Raw genomic sequence first — 16,935 nt, 5'->3', positions numbered from 1 at the left:
AATTATACTGTTGCTTCTTGTTTTAACCAATCGTAACCTTTATCCTCAAGCTCAAGTGCTAATTCTTTACCACCAGACTTAACGATTTTACCATTGTGCAATACATGTACAAAATCAGGCACAATATATTCTAACAAACGTTGGTAGTGTGTAATTAAGATTACAGCGTTGTCTTTGCTCTTCAATTTATTTACACCATTAGCTACGATACGTAATGCATCGATATCTAATCCAGAATCAGTTTCATCTAAAATGGCCACTTTAGGCTCTAACATTGCCATTTGAAAGATCTCGTTACGCTTTTTCTCACCACCTGAAAAACCTTCGTTCAATGACCTAGATAAAAACTTACGGTCAATTTCCAATAACTCAGATTTTTCACGAATTAGCTTCAACATTTCCTTCGCAGGCATATCTTCTAAACCTTTTGCTTTACGAGACTCATTGATAGCAGTCTTCATAAAGTTGGTTACAGAAACTCCTGGTATTTCTACAGGATACTGAAAAGAAAGAAAAACTCCTTTATGAGCTCTTTCCTCTGGAGAAATATCCTCTAAATCCTCACCATATAATTCGATTGAACCTTCGGTAACTTCAAATTCCTCTTTACCAGCAATCACAGATGCCAATGTACTCTTGCCAGAACCATTAGGTCCCATGATTGCATGTACTTCACCTGCCTTTACCTCTAGGTTTATTCCTCTTAATATTTCTTTTCCGTCTACACTAGCGTGTAAATTTTTGATTTTCAACATAATATGCTACTTTAAATATTCTGGTGCCTTAGGCATTTTATTAAAATCTTCTTTTGAATGCTGTATAAATACTTTAGCATTAACTTCTTTGGCAAAAGCCTCAAATTCTGTCATGCTATTTAATGTTTGCTCAACATCAAAGTTAAAAATAGGAACCCCTCTATGTTCTCTATTTTCATACAAATGGTATAAATCACCTGTCAATAATACTGGTCCATTTTCAGCTAAATCTATATACAATACTTGGTGCCCTGGGGTATGACCTGGCATCGACTTGATAACTACCGTTCCGTCACCAAATACATCATATTCACCATTCAGTTTTTGAATATTGGTCAATTCTTTAATTGCATTATAAATATCGCTATTGTTCGTCTGAGTTTCTTCACTGGTTATAAAATCCAACTCAGTATTTTGAACCAACCATGTTGCATCTTTAAATGCATTGGCATGGCCGCTGTGATCAAAATGAGTATGTGATAAAGCAAGATATTTTATGTCGGATGGAGACATCCCTATACTTTTCAACTGATTTACAACCGAGTCTTTTCTTGAAACTGTAAATGCTCCGCTAGGATCCGTATATGGTTCTCCCATTGCAATCAACCCTTCAGGCAAACCTGCATCCCACATTAAATTTCCTTTCGGATGACTAATTACATAAAAAGGATCCGCAAATTCTTTTGTCTGACCATGATAGGTAGTATCTTGAGAAAACAATTCCAAGTTGTTCACTAGTACGGTACCCCCATTAAAGGTGTATAATTTCACCTCTGGCTTAACTACTTCTTCAGTAGTATTTGCACCTTTAGTTTCACTTTTATTTTCCCTACAACTAAAGGCCGCAATACTAACTAATATGATTAAAAACTTCTTCATCGTTATTTTAAAGACATTGTTCAATTTATCCTACAGAACCCTCTAAACTAATTTCCAATAATTTTTGAGCCTCTACTGCAAATTCCATTGGTAATTTATTCAGAACCTCTTTGCTAAATCCGTTCACGATTAGAGCAATAGCTTTTTCAGTAGGTATGCCCCTTTGGTTACAATAAAATATTTGATCTTCACCAATTTTACTTGTTGTAGCCTCATGCTCTATCATTGCAGACTTGTTCTTCGCTTCGATGTACGGAAAAGTATGTGCCCCACATTCGTTACCCATCAATAGTGAATCACATTGAGAGAAGTTTCGAGCATTGTCAGCACGACTATTTATCTGTACCAAACCACGGTAACTATTTTGAGATTTACCGGCAGAAATACCCTTAGATATAATGGTACTTCTTGTATTCTTACCAATATGGATCATTTTTGTGCCCGTATCTGCTTGTTGGTAATTATTGGTTACAGCAATTGAATAAAATTCCCCGATAGAATTATCCCCTTTTAAAATACAAGAAGGATATTTCCAAGTAACAGCTGAACCAGTTTCAACTTGTGTCCATGATACTTTAGCGTTCTTTTCGCATAAAGCTCTTTTTGTAACAAAGTTGTATACTCCACCTTTACCATCTTTACCGCCAGGGTACCAGTTTTGCACTGTTGAATACTTAATTTCTGCACCGTCTAAAGCAATCAATTCTACTACCGCAGCATGCAATTGATTCTCATCTCTTGATGGCGCAGTGCACCCTTCCAAATAGCTTACATAACTATCTTCGTCGGCAATTAGCAAGGTGCGCTCGAACTGACCTGTACCAGCCTGATTGATTCTAAAGTAGGTTGAAAGCTCCATTGGGCAACGAACGCCTTTTGGGATGTAACAGAAACTACCATCAGAAAAGACAGCGGAATTTAATGCTGCATAAAAATTATCTCTTTGAGGAACTACAGAACCAATATACTTCTTCACCAATTCAGGATGCTCTTTTATAGCTTCTGAAATAGAACAGAAAATGATTCCTTTTTCCGCCAATGTCTTTTTGAATGTAGTAGCAACAGAAACGGAGTCCATAACTATATCTACAGCTACATTCTGTAGTTTCTTTTGCTCATCTACAGAAATACCCAATTTCTTATACATCTCTAGCAACTCAGGATCTACATCATCCATTGTTTTGTTAGGATCTGCTTTTTTTGGTGCAGAGTAATAAGAAATTGCTTGAAAATCTGGTTTTGTATAATGAACATTTGCCCATTCTGGCTCAACCATTTCTTTCCAATATTTAAAAGCCTCAAGACGCCAAAGTGTCATCCACTCAGGCTCTTCCTTTTTCTTGGAAATGGCAATAACGATTTCTTCGCTTAAACCAATAGGAAACGTTTCGGATTCAATATCTGTATAGAAACCATATTCGTACTCTTTGGTTTCCAATTCTTTTTTTAATTCTTCTTCTGTATATGCCATATAGTTTAATTGGTCAATTGATTTTACTCAACTAACAATTATCGATTTATAATGAAAAACTCTCGCCACAACCACAAGTTCGTTGTGCATTAGGGTTGTTAAAAACAAAACCCTTACCGTTGAGGCCCCCAGAGTATTCTAAGACCGTTCCTACTAAATATAAAAAGCTCTTTTTGTCTACAATAATTCGAACGTTATTGTCCTCGAAAACCTTATCGGCATCATCCTTCTTATTATCAAAGTTTAACTCGTAAGATAATCCGCTGCATCCACCGCTTTTTACACCCACACGAACATAATCCGTTGTCGCATCAAAACCTTCTTCCGTCATAAGGTTGATGACTTTCTGTTTAGCTGTTTCTGATACTTGAATCATATATTAACTAGATTTAATCTAAATAGTTTACAAATATACATTATTAGTAGGTTTTTTTTATGAAACCTAATGTTATTATCTAGATTTAATCTAAATAGTTTTCAAATATACGTTATATCTAAGTTTCCCCCATAGAACCTACCATTATTATAACGTATGTATTCATAGAGAAATACTATAAGAAATACCGGAAGCGACTATTTGATTTTGAGAAGAATTAAGTCTGCGTTTCCTTTAGAAGATATGGAACCGAAATCTGTACTTGAAGATTCGCCTACAATAAGAATGCTCCCGTCAGAATTTTCAAGAAGATCAAAACCAAAATCCAGCCCAGAACCTCCAAAAGATTTTTCCCAAACAAGGTCACCAAAGGCATTGGTTTTAACCACCCAAATGTCATTTTCGCCCTTATTTAATGAACTGTCTTTATCATCGCTTTTGGTGTTACCCGTTATTAAGAAACCCCCATCTTTACTTTGTACTACAGCCTGTGCCAAATCGAACTGGCTACCGCCATAAGTATGTTCCCAAATTAAATTACCCTCTTCATCAAGCTTAATCAACCACATATCAGATTCTCCATGGTTTAATAAAATATCGCCATTGGTGCTAAATGTATTACCTACCACTACAAAACCATTATCTGCAGTTTTAGCAATATCATAAGAAACCTCAATACCTTCACCACCAAATGACCGTTCCCAAATTAGATTGCCAAAAGAATCTACTTTAATCACCCAAAAATCGTAGCTACCGTTGGTATTGCTTATATCAAAATCATTACTTTCGGTAAAACCCGCCATCACAAAACCGCCATCATTTGTTTGCACGACCCCGTGTGCCCTGTCATTATTGGTACCTCCAAAATAACCTCGCCACTGTACGGTACCTCTTTCATCTATTTTTGTTCCCCAAAACTCACCTACGCCATGACTGGTTAATGAGTTGCCTTTTTCAGTATTTCCATCGGCCCTAGCAGAAGTTATATCTAAAAACCCTGTAAAAAAATATCCTCCTTGCGATGCTTCAAGTATATCGTACGAATGATCGTGACCTGAAAAACCGTAACTACTTTCCCATTCCAAATTTCCTTGAACATCTAATTTTAAAATCCAGTTGTCATGAAAACCTTCGTTATTTGAAGCATCGCCATCACTACTCATAGAATAGCCTGTTAGAATAAAGCCTCCGTCACCAGTTTGTGCGAGACTTTGTCCAATATCATCTTTACTTCCACCATAGGTTTTATTCCATTGCAAATTCGAATTTTCATCAAATTTCAATAACCAATAGTCATTTTCTTCTTCAGCTTTTGTTGAGATATCACCATTAGTACTTCCTGTATATCCTAAAATTGCGAAACCCCCGTCAGTAGTTTTTACAATGGCCTGTGCGCTTTCATTACCACTACCTCCAAAATTTTTAATAAAATCGAGTTCTCCCTTAAATTCAGTATTTAATGACTCAAATGCAATTTCAGCTTCTTCTTTTGCACAAGAAAAGATGCTAAAAGCAAGTACAAGTAAAAACACCTTTCTCATGATCAACTTGATTTTTGGATTATAAAAAACCCAGTATTAATGTCACTAATGATTATATAACCACTTTCAAAATAGGGGTAAACACTCCAAACTCCTGCAAATTGTGTATTATTGTTGGCCGGATAAGTGTCAAAAAATGCCTTCTCAACTATTGTTCTACTTTCAATTTCTGTAATATCTAAAACACGCACACCTGCCGTATAATTTGCCAAGAAAAATTCATCTCCTAAAACATAACCGTTGTGGTCAATAGCGTTTGTTGGACCTAAGTACGTATGGTGTAAAACCGGTTTCTCTAAATCAACCATATCAAAAATTAGGGTACGTGTTTTAAACCCTTGCCGCACCTCATCTAACTCGTCCCCCAATATAAAATAGCGATGATTTTCTGTAAACCAACCCTGATGGGTGTATCCGATATTTGGATAAGGTAATGTCGCCAAAGTTACGGGTGCGTTCTTATCTGAAATATCTACTACCACTACTTGATTCTCATTAGCACCTACAAATATTTCTGAACCTAAATAATTGGCATCGGGTCCATTATAAGTAATTACCTGTGCATCATGCGTGTATCCATTTAAACCCCAACCACCAGCTAAAGCAGGAACTATAGGGTTTTCAAGATTCAAAAAATGTACACCACCATTAAACTGGTCATCTCTATTCGTACCAACAGGATATGCAAAACCAGATGTTTCATTAATTACAATATTATGTGCATTACCCAAATCTGTATAACGCCCATCTGTAGAAAATTCTTGAGGAGGATTACTTACGTTTCTCAATTTTTTTAAATCGAAAACTTGAACACCATGATCACTGGCCTCAGAAACGATATACGCAAAGTCTCCAAAGATTTTTACATCTCTCCATGGGCTTGAACTTGTGGCAGTAGGTAGCTTACCTAGAAAAATAGGCTTTACTGCATCTGATATATCTATAAAAGCGGTTCCATTATCCAACCCAATCAAAGCATATTCTTTGCCACTTTCAGCATCCGTCCAACCCCAGATATCGTTACCTTCCTGAGCAGACATTTCACTTAGAGAAATATGGGCAACTAAATCATAACCATTACAAGGATAAATACCTGCCATACCGTTTTCACATGGCACAATTGCAGTCACGTTATTTTCAGAAGACGGTATTTCTTCTGGGTCTTCCATCTGGTTATCTACTTCAACCTCAATATTGTCATCTGAAGAGCATCCGAAAATCATAATAAATATTATAAACCAAAGCCCCTTTTTCATGTAATTGTTTTAATTTCAATACTTAAAGATACTAATTGCATTGTTTCAATAAACATAAAACTGCAATGACCTTCACGTAATTGGCTTAATTGAATTATCTTGAAGTCCAAATCATCAAACAACTAAAACAACTTCATTTTATGTCAAACAAAAAGACGAATTTAAAAAAGAACTCGCGTCGAAAATTTATGAAAAATACCGGTATGGCGGCGGCCGGATTCATGATTGTACCAAGACATGTCTTGGGTGGTCCTGGATTTATAGCTCCAAGCGATAAACTAAACATCGCGGGTATTGGCATTGGCGGAAAAGGTCAAAGCGACATTGCCTCCTTTGCTGAGAGTCCAAATGTAAATATTGTTTCACTTTGTGATGTTGACGACAGACAAGCAATTGCCTCTAGAGAAGCATTCCCGAAAGCTAGTTATTTCAGTGATTTTAGAGAAATGCTAGAAAAAGAAGGAGACAATATAGATGCGGTTTCTGTTTCTACTCCCGACCATAACCATGCTGTTGCAGCTTACCAGGCAATGGCAATGGGAAAACATGTATATGTACAGAAGCCATTGACACATGATATTTGGGAAGCAAGAATGCTTACCGAAGCTGCCAAAAAATATAAGGTAGTTACACAAATGGGTAATCAAGGTGGATCCGGGGATGGTGTTCGTAAAATGAAGGAAATATATGATACGGGCATAATAGGAGATGTACACACTGTAAAATGCTGGACCAATAGAGCAATTTGGCCACAGGCATTACAAACACCTACTAAAAAAGACAGAATACCAAAAGGTTTGAATTGGGACCTTTGGTTAGGTACAGCGGCAGCACGAGATTACAATAATGCATATTTACCTTTTGATTGGAGAGGTTGGTCGGATTTTGGTACTGGAGCTTTAGGCGATATGGCTTGTCATATTATGGATCCCGTTTACAGAATTTTACCAATATTGTACCCAGACACAGTAGAATGCAGTGTTTCAGATTCTTTTAGTGGAAATTTTGAATATAAAGATTACCCAAAAAGTTTCCCAAACTCTAGTAAAATACATTTAAGTTACCCAAGAACGGATGGAAAAGGTAAAATAAAAGTTTCTTGGATGGATGGTGGGCTACTACCTGAAAGACCAGAAGAATTGGGCGATGCTGAAGCTTTAGGAAACTGGGATGGCGGTGTACTATTTATTGGTACCAAAGGTAAATTGATGGCGGATTGCTATGGGGCAAACCCTAGGCTTCTTCCTTTAAGTTTAAACGAGCAATTCGAGGTAGAAGAAACAATTAAACGTGTTCCAGAAGGTCATTATTTACAATGGGTAAATGCTTGTATGGCAGGTTATGGTAATGCTGAAACCAGTTCTTCATTCGATTATGCAGGTCCGTTTACAGAGAGTATTCTTATCGGTAACTTGGCATTAAAATCATACTTCGAAGTAGATCCTACAGTTGAAAACCAAGGTTTCTGGGGTGGTGGAAAACAATACTACGGAAGAAAACGTTTACAATGGGATGCGGCAAATATGAAAATTACCAATTTCGAGCCAGCGAATAAATACGTTAAGCGTACGTACAGAGATGGATATTCAGTAGGATAGATTTTATTCTAAATTTTAGAAGTGAAACCGAAGCTGAAAAGCTTCGGTTTTTTTTATGTTCTTGGTCTTGTATTACTTCTTATTTTTGCAGCATGCTAGAAGACAAGAATCAAGAAAAGACATCTTTAGAAAAATTAGGCGAATTTGGCCTTATAGAGCACTTAACCAAAGACTTTAAAATTGAGCGAAAATCTACTTTAAAAGGTATTGGGGATGATGCTGCCGTTTTAGATTTTAAAGACAAAAAAACAGTCATTAGTACGGATCTATTAATAGAGGGTGTGCATTTCGACCTTGCCTACATGCCCTTAAAGCATTTAGGCTACAAAGCAGTAATGGTAAATCTTTCAGATATTTACGCCATGAACGCTACCGCCACTCAAGTAACCATTTCTATTGCGGTTTCTAATAGATTTCCTTTAGAAGCATTAGAAGAACTATATGCTGGTGTAGCTACTGCGTGCAAAACCTATAATGTTGATTTAGTTGGTGGTGACACCACCTCTTCTAAAACAGGGTTAATGATTAGTGTAACTTCAATAGGTGAAGCTAACGAAGAAGATATTGCTTATAGATCAGGCGCCAAACCTAACGACCTTTTGGTTGTTTCAGGTGATTTAGGGGCTGCCTATATGGGTCTTCAAGTCTTGGAGCGCGAAAAAGAAGTTTTTAAGGTAAACCCGAATAGTCAGCCAGATTTAGAACCCTATTCTTATATCGTAGAGCGACAGTTAAAACCAGAAGCTCGAAAAGATATTATTGAATTATTGAAAAAATTGGATGTTAGGCCTACATCTATGATAGATATAAGTGACGGACTTTCTTCTGAAATTTTACATTTAAGTAAAAGTAGCGGTCTAGGTATTGATTTATACGAAGATAAAATTCCATTAGACCCAACGGTAATCGCAGCCTGTGAAGAGTTCAAGGTAGATAGTACTCTTGTAGCCTTAAGTGGCGGTGAAGATTATGAGTTATTGTTTACTATAGACCAAAAAGAATTCCTGAAAATAAAGGGCAATCCTAACTTAACCGTCGTGGGGCATACCACGGGTAAAGAAGAAGGTGCTTTCTTAATTTCCAGGAATAATACGAAGATTCCATTAACCGCTCAGGGTTGGAATTCTTTTACCGAATAGAGAACTTACTAAGCTACCTGTTGTGTAGCAGTATGTCTTCTTTGATAAATATGCTCTAAAGTTCTGTTGATATCCTGTAATTCAGGTGTTAATACGGAAAGGTTTCCACTAACATCTGTTGTTACTTCTTTTTGACAGTGAATACACTTGTATTCTTTAATGTGCGATGTCACTTTTTTTGAAATGGAATAGTGATGGCCGAAAATGTTGCAGAATATTTTTTTCATGCTGTAGGTTTTTATTGCAAGAATTTCGATTTGGGATATCGAGAAAATGCGATTAATATTTTTGGTTGAAACAAAATGGAAAATCACTTACGCTAATTTTCCTTTTGTTAAAGTACTGTATATTAACCGACTGTACCAGTAATTGTTGTGAGTGTTACCTAACCTGTTGTCAATCTACTTTTTTTTGGTGTCTTACCAAAGAGAAAGCAACGGCATGTCTGTTATTTCATAATCTTTCGCTTAATTTGTAACCATGTTTAAGAAGAAGGAAATTCTCGTTACCGCCTTTGCTCTTTTCTCCCTTTTCTTTGGAGCGGGCAATCTAATACTACCCCCTTTATTAGGTTTTAATTCTGGAAATCAATGGCTAATAGTAACCATAGGTTTTTGCCTTTCTGCAATGGTAATTCCCATTCTTGGCATTTTGGCACATGCTAAACTACAAGGTACGTTGATGGATTTTGGAAAAAAGGTATCACCCACGTTTAGCTTGATTTACGCTTTTTTTATTTATGCCATTGCCATAGCCTTACCAAGTCCAAGAACTGCTTCTGTTACCCACGAAATGGCCGTTCAACCTTATTGGGATATCTCTCCTTGGTTTACCAGTAGCGTATATTTCGGCCTAGTATTTATCTTCGCCATGAATCGCTCAAAAATAATGAACATTCTAGGTAAAATATTAACACCTGCAATTATCCTAATTCTGATTTTTGTTATCGGAATAACCATTTTCTCTTACCCCTTTGAATTTGGAACTTCAACAATCGTTAGTCCGTTTACAAACGGAATCCTAGAAGGCTATCAGACATTTGATGCTATTGGCGCAGTAGTAGTAGGTGGAGTGATTATTATCTCTATAAATATTAAACATAAGACTGCCTCCTACGCCGATAAAAAATCACTGATACGCAACGCCGGATGGTTAGCTGGTTTGGCCCTTTTTTTAATTTATATGGGTTTAATTCTTTCAGGAGCGCTGTCACATTCTGTATTTGATACAGATACCACAAGAACAGCTTTACTGTCTGGTTTGGCCATTAATAGCCTGGGTAATATTGGAAATTTATTTTTAAGCATATTGGTAGGTATTGCATGTTTTACCACAGCGGTGGGTATAGTTACGGGGACAGCCGATTTCGTAAGGTCTAGATTCAATGACTCTCAATTGGTATATACTATTACAGCTATCGTAGGGAGTGTTTTGGGTGTATCAATGGGCCAATTTAATGTAGGATATATTATCGCTGTAGCGTTACCATCGTTAATGTTCATCTACCCTATTACCATCATTCTAATTTTACTAAATGTAGTTCCTGAAAAATGGGCGACACCTTTCGTTTTTCGTACAGTTACCATAGCCACTATTCTTTTTAGCATTCCAGACTTTTTAAATAGTATTCCATCACTCGCCCCAAAACCAGAAACCTTTTCTTGGATTCCATTACAGGAATATAGTTTGGGCTGGGTCTTGCCCGCTTTGGTAGCATTTATTCTTTCTAATGTATATGTCAACACTATTAATAAATAAATTGCCTAGAATATATTTCATCTAATTCATACCTTAAAACCAAACCTTCGGTATTTGGTTTACGTAAATGGGGTATACTAAAATATTAGATTATGAAAATTTCAAAAACTATTACACTGGCAACCTTAGCATTAACGATTGGTTTAAGCGCTTCATCATTCGCTCAAGATGGCAGTATGGAGATGAAGAAAGACAAAAAAATGATGAAAAAGGAGAAAATGATGATGCAGACCAAAATGGTGGGCGGCTCAGAAATGTATCCTACTAAAAATATCATTGAAAATGCAGTGAACTCAAAAGACCATACAACACTAGTTGCAGCAGTTAAAGCAGCTAGACTCGTTGAAACTTTACAAGGTGAAGGTCCGTTTACCGTTTTTGCACCGACCAATACCGCTTTTGACAAATTACCTAAAGGTACTGTTGAAACTTTATTGAAGCCTGAAAACAAAGAAAAATTGCAAGGGGTACTTACCTATCATGTAGTTGCTGGAAAAGTAAGTTCAATGGACTTTGCTAAAATGATTAAGGATGGAAAGGGAAAAGCTGAATTAACAACTGTGAACGGTGGTATATTGACGGCAATGCTAAAGGGTAAGAAGGTTCAGTTAAAAGATACAGCAGGCAATATTTCTACTGTAACGATTGCAGATGTAAATCAATCGAACGGTGTTATTCATGTGGTCGATACTGTTGTTTTACCAGGAATGTAAATTTAAAAGTCCAACAAATAATGAACGGCCCATTTTAAATGGGCCGTTTTTTTTCAACTAAAATTCTATCTCCAGACTTATAGGGCAATGATCACTTCCCATAATTTGATCATGAATTTGGGCAGATTTAACCTTATCCCAAATAGATTCACTTACCAAAAAGTAATCAATACGCCAACCTACATTTCTATCTCGTGCACCACCGCGCATACTCCAAAAAGTATATTTATCGAATGAAGTTGGGTGTAATTTTCTAAAACTATCTACCAAATTCAATTCGTTCAGCATATGATCAAATCCATCAATTTCAACCTGTGTAAATCCAGCTGTTTTGTTGTAATTACTTTTAGGGTTGGCCAAATCATTTTCAGTATGGGCAACATTAAAATCGCCTGTAATAATCAAAGGTTTGGTCTTTGATAGTACTTTTAGGTAGTTGGTAAAGTCCTTGTCCCATCCGGCTCTATAATCCAATCGCTTTAGTCCATTCCCACTATTAGGAATATATACGTTTACCAAATGAAATTCTTCATACTCAGAATGCGTAATACGACCTTCCAAGTCATGCTCAGCGATACCCATATTCTTTTTAAACTCTACAGGCTTTTGTTTGGTTAATATACCTGTACCTGAATACCCTTTTTTATCAGCACTATTGGTGTATAATTCATAACCGCTTAAATTCTTTAATGCTTCGCTCACCTGATCATCTTGCGCCTTGGTTTCTTGGATACAAAAAATATCTGCGTCAAAATCTTTAACTATTTCTTCGAATCCTTTTTTTACAGAGGCCCTTATGCCATTAACGTTCCATGATACTAATTTCATTCTCTGCTATTATTTGTTCATTAAATCTTCAATCTCATCTGCTTTAATAGGAATATTTGCCATAAGATTAAAAGGTTCTCCCTTTTCTTGAATGACCACATCGTCTTCTAATCGAATACCCATTTTTTCCGCTGGTATATAGATTCCCGGTTCAACCGTAAATACCATATTTGCTTTCATAGGTGTTTTCAATGCACCGTAATCATGTGTATTTAAACCAATATGATGACTTGTGCCATGCATGAAGTATTTTTTATATGCAGGCCATTCGGGATTCTCATTTTGAACATCAGCCTTATCCAATAAGCCTAATCCTAATAATTCAGATGTCATTAATTTACCACATTCTTTATGGTACTCTGCCCAAAGCGTGCCAGGAACCAACATTTTCGTAGCATCATCCTTCACTCGTAAAACGGCATTATACACCTCTTTTTGTCGTTTGGTGAATTTTCCGTTCACAGGTATGGTTCTAGTTAAATCACTTGAGTAATTTGCGTATTCTGCAGCAACGTCCATCAAAATTAAATCACCATTATTACAAACCTTATTGTTCTCTAAATAATGTAACACATTAGCATTGTTACCTGAAGCGATAATTGGCGGATATGCAAAACCTTTAGAACGGTTCCTAACAAATTCATACACTAGTTCTGCCTCGATCTCATATTCCATTACCCCAGGTTTTACGAAACCTAGTAATCTTCGAAAACCTTTCTCGGTAATATTACATGCCGTTTGCATCAATTCTAATTCTTCAGGCTCCTTTATGCCGCGAATTTCCTGAAGAATCGGATTACTTTTTGCCACACGATGCGCTGGAAATTGCTGCTTATATTTTTTAATAAAACGATCCTCTCGGGTTTCCGTTTCTACCGCCTGCCTATAATGCTCATTCGTATTAAAGTAGATTGTTTCGGCTTCGGTCATTAAATCAAAAAATGTTTTGTCAAAATCCTTTAACCATTGAATATTTTGAATACCAGAAACCTCGGTCGCTTTTTCTTTGGTCAATTTTTCGCCTTCCCAAATGGCAATATGTTCATTAGTCTCCCTAACGAAGAGAATTTCACGGTTCTTTTTATTTATAGAATCTGGGTAAAGCACTAAAATGGTCTCTTCTTGATCTGCCCCAGACAAGTAAAAAATATCTCTATGTTGCTCAAAAGGCAATACACTATCGGCACTTATAGGGTAAATATCATTCGAATTAAAAACGGCAATGCTTTTAGGCTGCATGCGGTCCATAAATTTCTTTCGGTTCTTTATAAATAACGAATTAGGTATTTGATCGTATTTCATGAATTTACATTTTGATATAAAATTACGGATTATGTGTTGTTTCACTAGAAAATAGAGGATATAATTATGAAAATCATACCCCGCAATTTTATAACATTTAGATGCTAATTAGTTAACTTGTGTGTCTCAACCAAAAAAACTGATAACTAATGAAAAATAGGCTACTTATTACACCACTATTTTTTTTAGTATTCTTATCTACACTAGCCCAAACTCAAAGTTCTGTTTTTGAAAATCTAAAATTTCGATTTATCGGTCCTGAAGGAAATCGAACTATTGCTATTGCAGGAATACCAGAAAATCCAATGACAACCTATATTGGTGCTGCATCTGGCGGGTTATGGAAAACGACCGATGCAGGTAGTACTTGGAACCCAATTTTTGATGATCAAGAGGTATCTTCTATAGGATCCTTGGCGATAACACCGACCAATCCAGATATTGTGTGGGTCGGTACCGGTGAAACTTTTGTTATTAGACCTGCTCACTCCATGGGTGATGGCATCTATAAATCTATAGACGGGGGAAAGACCTGGAAAAATATGGGTCTGGAAAAAACGGGTCGCATTGGTCGCGTAATCGTGCATCCTACTAATCCTGACATCGTATACGCTGCAGCATTAGGCCATACGTATGGTAAACAACAAGAACGTGGCGTTTATAAAACGGTAGATGGTGGTGAAACTTGGAAACGCATATTTTTTATAGATGAAAACACCGGTGCGGCCGAGCTAGCTATAGACCCGAAAAATCCTAATCGCCTATTAGTGGGTATGTGGTCCATACAAATAAATACTTGGGGATTAAATAGTGGCGGCCCTGGAGGCGGTGTATACAGAACAACAGATGGTGGTGAAAATTGGGAACCACTTACTAAAAAAGGACTCCCTGGAGGTAAAGAAAATCCTGTAGGTAAAACGGCGGTTGCCATTTCCCATTCAAATCCAAATATCGTATATGCTCTTTTTGAAATTGAAAGTCCGGCATTATACCGTTCCGAAGATTTTGGAGAAACATGGACTTTACAAACTCGAAATCACGATATAGCAGAAAGAGCACCTTATTATACTCGTATGGCGGTATCTACCACAGATCCAAACGAACTATATTTTGCCAGTGTAAAGTTTAGTATTTCAAAAGACGGTGGAAAGACAATTAAAGGAGGGTATAGTGCAGGCGGTGACAATCATGACATTTGGATAGACCCTTCTAATGCTGACCGAATAATGGTCGCTCATGACGGTGGAGCAAGTATTAGTATAAATCACGGCGAGACTTTTCAACGCATCGTGCTGCCAATAGCACAAATGTATCATGTTTCAGTAGATGATCAGATTCCTTACAACGTTTATGGTAATCGACAAGATGGCTATTCTTATAAAGGACCGAGCAATAGTAGGCAAGGTTATATTCCTTTAGGGTTGTGGCAAAGCGTTGGAGGATGCGAAAGCGGTTTTGCCCAACCAGACCCTTTTGATAATGACATAGTATGGTCTGGCTGTTATGACGGGGGACTACAACGCTACAATGCAAAAACAGGGCATGTACGTGATGTTCGTGTATGGCCAGAAGCAGGTTATGGTTGGGAGCCCGGGAAATTAAAATATCGCTGGCATTGGAATTTTCCATTAGCATTTTCACCGCATACCAAACATAGAGTATATGTAGGGAGTCAATTTGTACATAAAAGTGATGATGGAGGTCAAAGTTGGCAAGTTATAAGTCCTGATCTAACTTTAAATGATAAAACACACCAACAAAATTCTGGTGGAATAGCCGTTGATAATCTGATGACCTTTGATGGTTCTGTATTATTCAGTATTGAAGAATCTGAGTTGGAACCTGGCCTAATATGGACAGGCAGTAATGACGGACAAGTTCAATTAACAAAAAATGGAGGTACAAGTTGGACTAATGTAACCGCAAATATTCCAGATTTACCTAAATGGGGTACCATTGCCAATATTGAAATATCTCGTTATAAAAAAGGAACGTCATATATCACCGTAGACTTACATCAAATGGGAGATTTTAATCCTTATGTATATAAAACCGAAGATTATGGATTATCGTGGAAATTGATAAGCTCCACTGTCCCAAAATCAGTACATAGCTTTGCACATGTAATAAAGGAAGACCCCAAAAGAGAAGGCATGTTATACCTCGGCGTTGACAACGGTCTTTATATAAGCTACGATGATGGTGCTAACTGGATGCGTTTTCGAAATAACTTACCACCAGCTCCTGTCTATTGGCTTGAGATACAAGAACGGTTTGATGATTTAGTTGTGGGTACATATGGCCGAGGTTATTACATCTTAGATAATGTAGCTCCATTACGTGAATTCGATTTAGATGCAAAGAATAAATCAGCACATTTATTTAGTCTACGACCAGCATATCGATTTATAGACCAACAAAGTATAAAAACTGATGGACCAAGTTTGAACTCCGGAACCAACCCTGCTTACGGAGCAGACATCCATTATTATTTACAGGATAGCACCAATCAAAAAGTAGAAATTCAAGTATTAACTGATAACGATGAAATTATCAGAACCTTAAAAGGCAAACAGAATGCAGGAATACATCGAGTAATGTGGGATTTGAGATATGAACCCACTTATAAAGCAAAATTAAAGACAACACCTCCAGGAAGGCCATGGGTACAGCTAAATGGTGAAGGATGGCGCCCTTTAGTTACTTGGGATTTAGATTTGTGGCGCGGTCAATTCGGCCCAAGAGTGGTGCCTAAAAATTATAAAATAAAATTGATTGTAGGTGAAGAAGAATTTATTCGTGAATTAGAGGTTGTAAAAGATCCAAATTCAGAAGCAAGTTTAGAAGAATTAACAGAACAGGTAGCTTTCTCCTTACAACTACGAGATGCCATGAACCTGGCCGTTACCATGATAAACGATATTGAAACGATTAGGGCTGAGTTGAACGAAATTATTCCTAAACTAGAACGTAGTGGCGATCGTAAAAAATCTCAAGAATTAAGAACAGTAGCAGAAACCATTATAGCCTCGCTTTACGACATTCAATTAACCGGTGCGCGAGAAGATGCTTTTAGATCTCCCATGAAGCTTTATGGAAGACTAAGTGCGTTGGCTAGTGATATTGGTGCATTCGGAGCCGATTTCAAACCTACAGACCAGCAGAGAGAAGTATATGCTATTTTCAACAAACGTTTAAAAGATGTGGATGCTAAATTCAAAAAATTCATTGATATTGACATCAAAAAGTTGAATATACAATTGAAAAATAGTGAATTACAAATTAAAAATAACAAAAAAATAAAATCATAACTCAATAA

At 36.8% G+C, this 16,935-nt stretch carries 14 protein-coding genes; 5 read left to right on the top strand and 9 right to left on the bottom strand.

Annotated elements, in window-relative coordinates:
- Window positions 1-2 precede the first annotated feature (2 nt).
- The 6 genes from sufC to BMY56_RS13720 form a co-directional block, all read right to left on the bottom strand.
- A complete protein-coding gene (sufC, locus tag BMY56_RS13745; RefSeq protein WP_091625361.1) occupies window positions 3-755 on the bottom strand; it encodes a Fe-S cluster assembly ATPase SufC in 753 nt (250 codons plus the stop codon).
- 6 nt (window positions 756-761) lie between these two features.
- A complete protein-coding gene (locus BMY56_RS13740) occupies window positions 762-1,634 on the bottom strand; it encodes an N-acyl homoserine lactonase family protein (RefSeq protein ID WP_091625358.1) in 873 nt (290 codons plus the stop codon).
- Between the two features lie 25 nt (window positions 1,635-1,659).
- The gene (gene sufB, locus BMY56_RS13735; RefSeq protein WP_091625355.1) at window positions 1,660-3,105 is read right to left on the bottom strand and encodes a Fe-S cluster assembly protein SufB; all 1,446 of its coding nucleotides are present in this window, start codon (window positions 3,103-3,105) and stop codon (window positions 1,660-1,662) included.
- A 46-nt stretch (window positions 3,106-3,151) separates the two neighbouring features.
- A complete protein-coding gene (locus BMY56_RS13730) occupies window positions 3,152-3,481 on the bottom strand; it encodes a HesB/IscA family protein (RefSeq protein ID WP_068480363.1) in 330 nt (109 codons plus the stop codon).
- A gap of 197 nt (window positions 3,482-3,678) precedes the next feature.
- Complete coding sequence (locus tag BMY56_RS13725) at window positions 3,679-5,022, bottom strand: hypothetical protein (protein ID WP_091625352.1); 1,344 nt, start codon at window positions 5,020-5,022, stop codon at window positions 3,679-3,681.
- Window positions 5,023-5,024: 2 nt separating this feature from the next.
- A complete protein-coding gene (locus tag BMY56_RS13720; protein WP_091625349.1) occupies window positions 5,025-6,278 on the bottom strand; it encodes a choice-of-anchor B family protein in 1,254 nt (417 codons plus the stop codon).
- A 140-nt stretch (window positions 6,279-6,418) separates the two neighbouring features.
- Between BMY56_RS13720 and BMY56_RS13715 the strand changes: the two genes are divergently transcribed.
- Window positions 6,419-7,876 carry a Gfo/Idh/MocA family protein gene (locus tag BMY56_RS13715; protein ID WP_091625529.1) on the top strand — a complete coding sequence of 486 codons (1,458 nt, stop codon included), beginning with the start codon at window positions 6,419-6,421 and terminating at the stop codon, window positions 7,874-7,876.
- A 92-nt stretch (window positions 7,877-7,968) separates the two neighbouring features.
- Window positions 7,969-9,015, top strand: coding sequence for a thiamine-phosphate kinase (thiL, locus tag BMY56_RS13710; RefSeq protein WP_091625346.1), 1,047 nt, complete (start codon window positions 7,969-7,971; stop codon window positions 9,013-9,015).
- Window positions 9,016-9,023: 8 nt separating this feature from the next.
- Here the strand turns inward: thiL and BMY56_RS13705 are convergent, their stop codons facing one another.
- Window positions 9,024-9,242, bottom strand: a complete 219-nt coding sequence (locus tag BMY56_RS13705; RefSeq protein ID WP_091625343.1) for a hypothetical protein — start codon at window positions 9,240-9,242, stop codon at window positions 9,024-9,026.
- A 253-nt stretch (window positions 9,243-9,495) separates the two neighbouring features.
- Between BMY56_RS13705 and BMY56_RS13700 the strand changes: the two genes are divergently transcribed.
- Together BMY56_RS13700 and BMY56_RS13695 are read left to right on the top strand one after the other, a co-directional pair.
- Window positions 9,496-10,773: a branched-chain amino acid transport system II carrier protein gene (locus BMY56_RS13700; RefSeq protein WP_091625338.1), complete on the top strand. Its 1,278-nt coding sequence runs from the start codon at window positions 9,496-9,498 to the stop codon at window positions 10,771-10,773.
- Between the two features lie 92 nt (window positions 10,774-10,865).
- A complete protein-coding gene (locus tag BMY56_RS13695) occupies window positions 10,866-11,486 on the top strand; it encodes a fasciclin domain-containing protein (RefSeq protein WP_091625336.1) in 621 nt (206 codons plus the stop codon).
- Between the two features lie 57 nt (window positions 11,487-11,543).
- Here BMY56_RS13695 and BMY56_RS13690 read toward each other — a convergent pair whose 3' ends face one another.
- Window positions 11,544-12,314: an exodeoxyribonuclease III gene (locus BMY56_RS13690; RefSeq protein ID WP_091625333.1), complete on the bottom strand. Its 771-nt coding sequence runs from the start codon at window positions 12,312-12,314 to the stop codon at window positions 11,544-11,546.
- 9 nt (window positions 12,315-12,323) lie between these two features.
- Window positions 12,324-13,616 carry an aminopeptidase P family protein gene (locus BMY56_RS13685; protein WP_091625330.1) on the bottom strand — a complete coding sequence of 431 codons (1,293 nt, stop codon included), beginning with the start codon at window positions 13,614-13,616 and terminating at the stop codon, window positions 12,324-12,326.
- Between the two features lie 149 nt (window positions 13,617-13,765).
- Between BMY56_RS13685 and BMY56_RS13680 the strand changes: the two genes are divergently transcribed.
- Window positions 13,766-16,927 (top strand): WD40/YVTN/BNR-like repeat-containing protein, encoded by a 3,162-nt coding sequence (locus tag BMY56_RS13680; RefSeq protein WP_091625327.1) that lies wholly within the window; start codon window positions 13,766-13,768, stop codon window positions 16,925-16,927.
- The last annotated feature ends 8 nt before the right edge of the window (window positions 16,928-16,935 follow it).

Origin of the sequence: Maribacter orientalis (assembly GCF_900109345.1) — a bacterium.
In the GTDB taxonomy this organism is placed as follows: domain Bacteria; phylum Bacteroidota; class Bacteroidia; order Flavobacteriales; family Flavobacteriaceae; genus Maribacter; species Maribacter orientalis.
This window is presented reverse-complemented; position numbering and strand designations above follow the sequence as displayed.

Coding starts and splice junctions, on each gene's coding strand:
- BMY56_RS13730 (WP_068480363.1), bottom strand. CDS start 3,481: ATGATTCAAGTATCAGAAACAGCTAAACAGAAAGTCATCAACCTTATG.
- sufC (WP_091625361.1), bottom strand. CDS start 755: ATGTTGAAAATCAAAAATTTACACGCTAGTGTAGACGGAAAAGAAATA.
- BMY56_RS13705 (WP_091625343.1), bottom strand. CDS start 9,242: ATGAAAAAAATATTCTGCAACATTTTCGGCCATCACTATTCCATTTCA.
- BMY56_RS13700 (WP_091625338.1), top strand. CDS start 9,496: ATGTTTAAGAAGAAGGAAATTCTCGTTACCGCCTTTGCTCTTTTCTCC.
- BMY56_RS13715 (WP_091625529.1), top strand. CDS start 6,419: ATGTCAAACAAAAAGACGAATTTAAAAAAGAACTCGCGTCGAAAATTT.
- BMY56_RS13740 (WP_091625358.1), bottom strand. CDS start 1,634: ATGAAGAAGTTTTTAATCATATTAGTTAGTATTGCGGCCTTTAGTTGT.
- BMY56_RS13685 (WP_091625330.1), bottom strand. CDS start 13,616: ATGAAATACGATCAAATACCTAATTCGTTATTTATAAAGAACCGAAAG.
- BMY56_RS13690 (WP_091625333.1), bottom strand. CDS start 12,314: ATGAAATTAGTATCATGGAACGTTAATGGCATAAGGGCCTCTGTAAAA.
- BMY56_RS13720 (WP_091625349.1), bottom strand. CDS start 6,278: ATGAAAAAGGGGCTTTGGTTTATAATATTTATTATGATTTTCGGATGC.
- BMY56_RS13695 (WP_091625336.1), top strand. CDS start 10,866: ATGAAAATTTCAAAAACTATTACACTGGCAACCTTAGCATTAACGATT.
- BMY56_RS13680 (WP_091625327.1), top strand. CDS start 13,766: ATGAAAAATAGGCTACTTATTACACCACTATTTTTTTTAGTATTCTTA.
- BMY56_RS13725 (WP_091625352.1), bottom strand. CDS start 5,022: ATGAGAAAGGTGTTTTTACTTGTACTTGCTTTTAGCATCTTTTCTTGT.
- thiL (WP_091625346.1), top strand. CDS start 7,969: ATGCTAGAAGACAAGAATCAAGAAAAGACATCTTTAGAAAAATTAGGC.
- sufB (WP_091625355.1), bottom strand. CDS start 3,105: ATGGCATATACAGAAGAAGAATTAAAAAAAGAATTGGAAACCAAAGAG.